Annotated in this window: 7 protein-coding genes; 1 reads left to right on the top strand and 6 read right to left on the bottom strand. The window is 56.3% G+C overall.

Annotated elements, in window-relative coordinates:
- The 5 genes from VGK48_03580 to VGK48_03600 form a co-directional block, all read right to left on the bottom strand.
- Positions 1-752, bottom strand: a 752-nt coding sequence (locus VGK48_03580) for a cobalamin-dependent protein (GenBank protein ID HEY2380244.1), incomplete at its 3' end; no start/stop codon positions are given.
- A gap of 188 nt (positions 753-940) precedes the next feature.
- Positions 941-2,110 (bottom strand): photosynthetic reaction center cytochrome c subunit family protein, encoded by a 1,170-nt coding sequence (locus VGK48_03585; GenBank protein HEY2380245.1) that lies wholly within the window; start codon positions 2,108-2,110, stop codon positions 941-943.
- On the bottom strand, positions 2,111-2,980 hold the full coding sequence (locus VGK48_03590) for a hypothetical protein (GenBank protein HEY2380246.1): 870 nt from the start codon (positions 2,978-2,980) through the stop codon (positions 2,111-2,113).
- 11 nt (positions 2,981-2,991) lie between these two features.
- On the bottom strand, positions 2,992-3,504 hold the full coding sequence (locus VGK48_03595; GenBank protein HEY2380247.1) for a DUF6152 family protein: 513 nt from the start codon (positions 3,502-3,504) through the stop codon (positions 2,992-2,994).
- Positions 3,505-3,612: 108 nt separating this feature from the next.
- The gene (locus tag VGK48_03600; GenBank protein ID HEY2380248.1) at positions 3,613-4,428 is read right to left on the bottom strand and encodes a hypothetical protein; all 816 of its coding nucleotides are present in this window, start codon (positions 4,426-4,428) and stop codon (positions 3,613-3,615) included.
- 80 nt (positions 4,429-4,508) lie between these two features.
- Between VGK48_03600 and VGK48_03605 the strand changes: the two genes are divergently transcribed.
- On the top strand, positions 4,509-5,084 hold the full coding sequence (locus VGK48_03605) for a DUF4256 domain-containing protein (protein HEY2380249.1): 576 nt from the start codon (positions 4,509-4,511) through the stop codon (positions 5,082-5,084).
- 34 nt (positions 5,085-5,118) lie between these two features.
- Here the strand turns inward: VGK48_03605 and VGK48_03610 are convergent, their stop codons facing one another.
- A complete protein-coding gene (locus tag VGK48_03610) occupies positions 5,119-6,474 on the bottom strand; it encodes a hypothetical protein (protein ID HEY2380250.1) in 1,356 nt (451 codons plus the stop codon).
- Between the last annotated feature and the right edge of the window lie 192 nt (positions 6,475-6,666).

The following is a 6,666-nucleotide window of genomic DNA, read 5'->3' on the forward strand; positions in this document are numbered from 1 at the left end:
TTCGTGGCAGTTGCAGATCCCCAGTCGCAGAAGGTGCAGGAAAACGGACAGCCGCGATTGGTTTCAATGGGAGCCATCCATTCGCTATTCGGATTCGCCGCGAGCAGCGGATCAAAAACGCCGCTGGCATAAACAGGTGGAATAACTCCCAGATCCTCGATCCGGGGCCCTTTCGGATGATGGATGAAGCGGCCGTCCTTATTCAGAAAGCTGATTGATGGAATTTCACTCCAGTCATTCGATGGAAACGCTTCCAGCAGGCGGAGAAAGATGCGTTCTCCTTCACCATGTACCGCAACATTGACGAATGGGTTTTCACGCAGGAAATCCTCTGCCCGATCGGGCACCTGCGGTCCGCCGAACATGATGAAAACGTTGGGTTCCCGTTCTTTGAGAAGCCGGGCTATTTTCAGACTGTGACGGATGTTCCAGACATAAGTGCTGAAACCTGCGATATCCGCGCCCAGGAGTTCAGATACCGAGTCCTCGACCGACTGTCTTCGATGGAGAGGCAGCTTGAACTGATACCTGCCGGGGTCCGCCGCATGAGCCTGAGCGTAGACCTGGAGCAGGCCTGTCTGGTAAGGCAGCATTTCCCAGCCACGCGCCGATTCGGAACTTGTTTCCGACAGGTTGCCTTCGTTCAGACGTTCCAGATCGGGCCGCGCCCGGCCGAGGTTCATGGCGGTCGTGATGCAGATCAGGCTAACGGTTACCGGAAGACTCGCGGCCTCGTGCGTCAGTTTGTCCATGGGGGACCATCCTTTGTTCTGCGGTCAAGCTTCTGCTTCAGTGACTGGAAGGCTATGCTCAGTCACGGTTGAAGTCGTGTCAAGCGTATTCGTATATGCCAAAGGATAGAAATTGCATGAAAACCCAAAATGCCGGAATTTTTCCGTTGCGAGCCAGATGCCGCGGTCTCATAAGGTCGCCGTGCGGCCTATTTCCCGGGTGTCACCGGCGGGGGCGGCTGATTGAACTTCGCCGCGTCAATCGCTACATTGGTTTGCGCCGAAGTGAGCAGTACGTCGGAGCGGCCGTCCGTCCATGTCGTAATGACGTGGAACGGCAGCTTGACTCCAGTTCCGGCGGCATCCCGGTAATCACTGTAGTCGACCTGTATCGGCACGCGCCCGATGATCGTATCGGCATAGCCCACCTTCCGCACCAGCAGGCCGGACTGCATGTCGAAGTACAGCTTTATGGCAGAGCTTCCGCCGCTGGCGGTCCCCTGCACGACGACCACATCCTTATCGTCAATGCTGCTTGAACCTACCAGCGGTCTCGTTACGGCCTGTTTTATTCCCGCCGGAAAAGAGAGCACTGCGTCGAGCCGGAGGGCATCCAAGTCTCCGCCCGTATACCTGATCACGGGAAATGGTTTATCCATGGCCGGCGCCGCCATCCATCCGTTGATGCCGTCACAGGCCGTGGTCCGGTCTCCAGCGTCCGTATGGACAATCTGGGTGCGCTGATTTGGAGCCTTGACATAAATGTCCACCGGCGCTTTCGGTTCCGCATACCCCTGGTATGTGCCTTTGAAGACGATGCTGGTGATGGCGGCTGCCTTCTGCGCTCCTCCGACCGCCTGGAGATACTTGTCAAAGATCTGATCGGCGGAAGGCGCCCCGGGCGTTTGCCGGCGGATCTCGACTTCATTGGGATCGGGGTCGGGCGGCTCGCCGTACTGCTCCGCCAACCTCGGCGTGATCTTGGGGGCGCCCTGGAGATTGCGATGACATGTATAGCAGGTCACGACCCGCGCTCCCCCGAAATTCGTCCGATTGATCTCCTGAACCATCAGAATCATTTTGCGCGCAGTTTGCTTACGGGGAGTGTCCTGGGCATAGGTGCTCCAGTCGCCTTCCGCCTTCGTTTCGACATGGCAGTCAATACAGTTATAGTTCGTGGCTGCGGAAATGAACCCCATCGTGTTCATGAACTCATCGACAGGAATTCCTTTGAGCACGGTAACGTTCTTGAAGGCCTGTTCCGACATGAGCTGCCCTGCAGGGGCAGCTTGACCCGCGGCGGGTGTACTGCTCAGCAGCCGGAAAGCCATCGCCACCAGTGCCGCGAGTGCCAGAGCCCGCACCCCGACTTGTCTCATTTACTTCTTGCCCTCCCCGCCGATTCCGTCCAGGGGCCGTCCTTGCCAGAACTTCTGCTCAATCGAATAGACACAATATTCTTCCCGCATGTCCCCGTATGCCGTGCCGTCCGCCCTCTTCCCCCAGAGACCCTTCTGGACTTGCTGTGAGGAGTTCAACAGCTTCAACACCTTCTTGCCACTCCAGGGGCCCGTATATGCCTTCGGGTCGGTAAGCGTCATGCTGAATTCCAGATTGTCATGATCGATGCGCCGGTAGCGCTCCTCGATACGCATCTGGCCGCTGTGGATGGAACCGTAGGGATCGATCCAGCTTCGCTCATCGTAACCGGAAGATTCGACCACAAGGGTGTCTCCATCCCAGTGGGCGGTCGCATATCCGTACCAACGCGGCTTTGCTTCGGGCCCAGGCAGCTTGCGCCCGTCCGTCCAAAGGTCGCGCCATACGCGGTCGCGTTCGAAGAACTCCACGAATTCGTTATCGAGCTTCACGAACCGGTAGTTACTGTAGTCCAGGGTGCGGGGGTAGCCGGAAGGGTCGCATTGGAACAGCGGATCATTCCAATCTTTTTGATCCTCGTAGAAACCATAGGCCAGCGGCGTATTTCTGGCGGAGGCCCTGGTCTTACTCCACTTTTCCTTGCCCCAATCCGTCATGGGAGGGCGATTCATGCCTATGATGGGGTCGAATCCTCCCGGGTTTCTCCAGATGCCGGATATATCGTGCGGATCAAAGGGCAGATTCGATGGCGGCGGAGCCGTCTGCGCTTGCCTTTGCCCTCGCCCTCGCGGAGCATCCTGCGCAAAAAGGATCTGCATTGAAGCCAATACAGCCACGATAACGAACAATGCGGTGCGACGATACGTCATGTGGAGACTCCTTACTGCTCTTGCTCGGAATCGGGCCGCGCGCGGGTGTCTTTCGGCATCTGAACTTCGACTTTCGTGTAGCCTTCCTTTATTGGAAGCGTGTTGGCGTCGACGGCCTCTGCTCCCATGCCGCACCGGCCGTTACCGCCGAGCCTCTTGCCATCGGCAACAAAGACGAATTGAGGACAGGTCCCGAAAGTCCTGTCGCCCTTGGCCGGAACGAAGCTCACCAGGAGTTCCTCCCCAGCCTTGAATGTCTTCTTGGTCCAGCCATTCGCCAGCGCGTTCCCCGGACTTACGGTCTCGACGCCCCAGGTTTGCTCTTCACCCTTATCGTTTTTCAAGGTGAAGTAAATCTGGACGTGAGGATTGGCCCATATGTATTCCTTCACGACTGCCTTCGTTGTGATGCGGTGAGTGAAGTCGTACACACCGGCCGTTCCATGGTGCGCGAACAGCGGGATACCAATCGCCAGAAGGCTTAGCGTGACAAAAATGAAGGAAGCTGCAAGCTTACGCGTCATATACCATCTCCTTTTTTTAGCGTCGGGCCCACCGTCCAGTTCAGTGCGGTACATCGCTTCGCGGCCTCCTCACATCTGGCCGGTTCCCCCACGCCTTACTATCGAAGGCTATTTGTGGATCTCCCGCTTCGTCTCAGACCATGCACAGATGTCTTCGGGGAAATCGTTGAACGCCGAGCGTGTTGATTTTTCTACCAATTGAAAGATCTTCTTATCGCCTTTCCAAGTCCCGGTATAGGTCTTGGGGTCCGTGATGTTCAGAGTCATTTCCAGATGGTCGTGGTCCACGCGGCGGTAGCGTTCTTCCACGCTCATCTCGTCGCTGTGCGGGGAACCGTATTGATCAAGCCAGCTCCCCTCAGTGAAGTTGTTCGAGTTGACGACAAACGTATCCCCCTCCCAGCGGCCGACTGCATATCCGTACCAGCGGGAGTCCGCGTCATCGCCCGGAAGTTTTCGCCCATCCGTCCAAATGTCGCGCCACACACGATTGTTCTGGAAGAACTGAATCACTTCGTCACCGGCTTGGGCAAGCCTCATTCCCGCCGGCGTCGGGTTCCACATGATCCTGGGAAAACCCGTCGGATCACACCAGCGGACAGGATCATTCCAATCTTTCTCGTTCCTGGAAGCTCCATTGCTTAATGCTTTGGCATCTGCCGTCTTCGTCTTGCGAAACTGTTCCAAACCCCAGGGCGTCATCGGCGGCCGATTGTTGCTGGTTTCGTCCAGCGCGCCAGGTGGACGCCCGCTGTTGGTGATGTCCCAAAATCCAGACAGATCATGCACGTCAAAAGACTTGGTCGACGCCGCCGGGGCCTTGGCTTTTGGTGGTCCTGGCTTACTGTTCTGCGTCAAAGCGACTGACGAAGCGGCTAGCATTACTGTGATGGCAATCATCGCACCCGTCACGCGATCCAGCATTTTCAGGACTCCTTATCGTTCGCTTGTTTATCGAGCACAACGATACGCTTAACCGTACAATGTGTCCAGGCTCTACGAACATGAAAAACACCAAGAGCAACCAGAAGCAGTTATCCCCGGAACAACGAGAACAACTGCTCGGAATGATGAAAGCCCGCTTTGATAAGAACATGAACCGACACAAGCGTCTTGAATGGGCTAAAGTCCAGGCGAGACTGGAAGCTCATCCGGAAGAACTGTGGTCACTTCATGAAATGGAAAGGACCGGCGGCGAACCGGATGTTGTCGGTCAAGACAAAACAACGGGCGAATACGTCTTTTATGATTGTTCCGGGCAAACTCCTAGCGGCCGTACGAATGTCTGTTACGACCGTGAAGCGTTGGATTCGAGAAAAGAGCATAAGCCGAAAAACAACGCTATGGATATGGCCGCGGCTATGGGCATTGAGCTTCTAACGGAAGAGGAATATCGAGAGCTGCAGAAACTTGGAGAATTCGATACGAAGAGATCGAGCTGGGTGAAAACACCAGCGGAGGTCCGAGGACTCGGAGGCGCGCTCTTTTGTGATCGCCGATTCGGCCGCGTCTTTGTGTATCACAATGGCGCGGAGTCTTACTATGCCGGCAGGGGGTTCCGCGGCTCGCTAAGGGTTTGACGCCGTGAAAAATAAACTCCCCCCAGGAATGCGGTCACGAGAGCGCCCGGGGCGATCGCTTCAAGCCTTTCGTAAGGAAGTCTTCAAATTCCTGTGGGATGCGGTGTGGTCCATATGTATTAAGGATGCTCTCGACTTTTCCGGTATCGGCGGAACCGGGAACGTTTTTCACAGCGTATTCGAGCAGCGGAGGGAGCGGCTCATCTGCGGCTCGCGCCTTGGCAATAGAGAGCGCCAGTGCGGACGAGATTTCCATAGTGGTTGCAACGCATTCGAAAGGCTTGATGTCGAGACCCGCGAGCTCGCGAAGGACGGGAATGTTTTCTTCAATATAAAAAAGGTCCGTTCCAAAAATTTTGGTCAATGCCGAGCGCGGGACGAACGGGTACATGGTCAGGAAGACCGAAAGGCACTTCGGGCAGCGGCCGCACCAGGAATCCGATCGATTCCGGTTGCAGCTTTTGAAGAGATCGAACAGGGCAGGAAAGCCTGAAAAGACATTTCCGATCTGCAGCTCGTACAACGGCCTCACGAAACTGAAGTAGTGCCCCTGGCTCACCAGATACTTGGAGAGGTATTCGTCGAACAGGCGCTCGAAGCGAAAGCTCTTGGAATATTGATGATTGATGTCCCGGTCGCGATACCGGACATTGCCTTCATCCGAACTCCGCTCGTTTGAAACGATTACGGTCGAATATCCGTACAGGAGCTGGCAGGTTGCGCCCAGAAACGCGAGGTAAGCGGAAAACGGCGTGTGGCCATTCAGGAAACCGCGCCGGTTCAATTCGAGCAGTTCCGGACATATGGCTCTGTGAATGATCACAGGATCGTTGGCCGTGACATGACGCGCGATATTTCGCGCTGCCGTGGACGGATTCAGCATCATGCAGGTAAACGGGCGGACGGAGTCCCGCAACAGAGCCCCTGCGAGCGCCGAATCACGGCCGCCCCCGATCGTCAACAGACTGCGCAGCGGAAGCGAAGCAGTAAAAGGCTTTGATGCGGCCGTTCCGGCCGCAGGAACGATCGTCACGAAATCCTTCGGCGTGAAATCGATATCGTTCTTATAGAAGAACTCACCCATTCCATTGATCAGGAGATCGTGCCACCAGCGAACCTGGTCGCCGCTGAGGCTGCCGGCACGGACTTCGATGGTTGGAGAGGCTGTTGCCTTCCAGTAACTGAAGGACTCGATCAGGCCGAGGTGAAAGACGGCGTTGTTCAGGAACTCGTCGGGAACGTGATGCCAGCCGTTGGGGACGGCGTCAAAATGGACCTCGGGCGTGAAGGAGATATCGGGAGGAATGGAGAAGCGGAATCGGGCTGTGACGCTGGATGAACCTTTTTCAATCTCGAAGCTGTCGTACCGGAAGACTGGATATTTGGTCATATAACGAAACCGCGGGCTGAAGGCGCTTGAACTCCCCGCCTGAGTCAGGCGGGGAGTGGGCTGCCATCCCACATCGCAACAAAGGGACGGGCGACGCCCGTCCCTTTGTTGCATCCGCGTTTATTCTGCGCCCTTTAGTACATTCCCGGGCCGCCACCGCCCATCGGCGGACCGGCGGGAGCTTTGTCGTCT

The sequence above is a fragment of the Terriglobia bacterium genome (genome assembly GCA_036496425.1).
Taxonomy (GTDB): domain Bacteria; phylum Acidobacteriota; class Terriglobia; order 20CM-2-55-15; family 20CM-2-55-15; genus 20CM-2-55-15.

Bases quoted from the DNA above. Each gene is read 5' to 3' on its own strand.
- VGK48_03585 (HEY2380245.1), bottom strand. From the start codon at position 2,110: ATGAGACAAGTCGGGGTGCGGGCTCTGGCACTCGCGGCACTGGTGGCG.
- VGK48_03590 (HEY2380246.1), bottom strand. From the start codon at position 2,980: ATGACGTATCGTCGCACCGCATTGTTCGTTATCGTGGCTGTATTGGCT.
- VGK48_03595 (HEY2380247.1), bottom strand. From the start codon at position 3,504: ATGACGCGTAAGCTTGCAGCTTCCTTCATTTTTGTCACGCTAAGCCTT.
- VGK48_03600 (HEY2380248.1), bottom strand. From the start codon at position 4,428: ATGCTGGATCGCGTGACGGGTGCGATGATTGCCATCACAGTAATGCTA.
- VGK48_03605 (HEY2380249.1), top strand. From the start codon at position 4,509: ATGAAAAACACCAAGAGCAACCAGAAGCAGTTATCCCCGGAACAACGA.
- VGK48_03610 (HEY2380250.1), bottom strand. From the start codon at position 6,474: ATGACCAAATATCCAGTCTTCCGGTACGACAGCTTCGAGATTGAAAAA.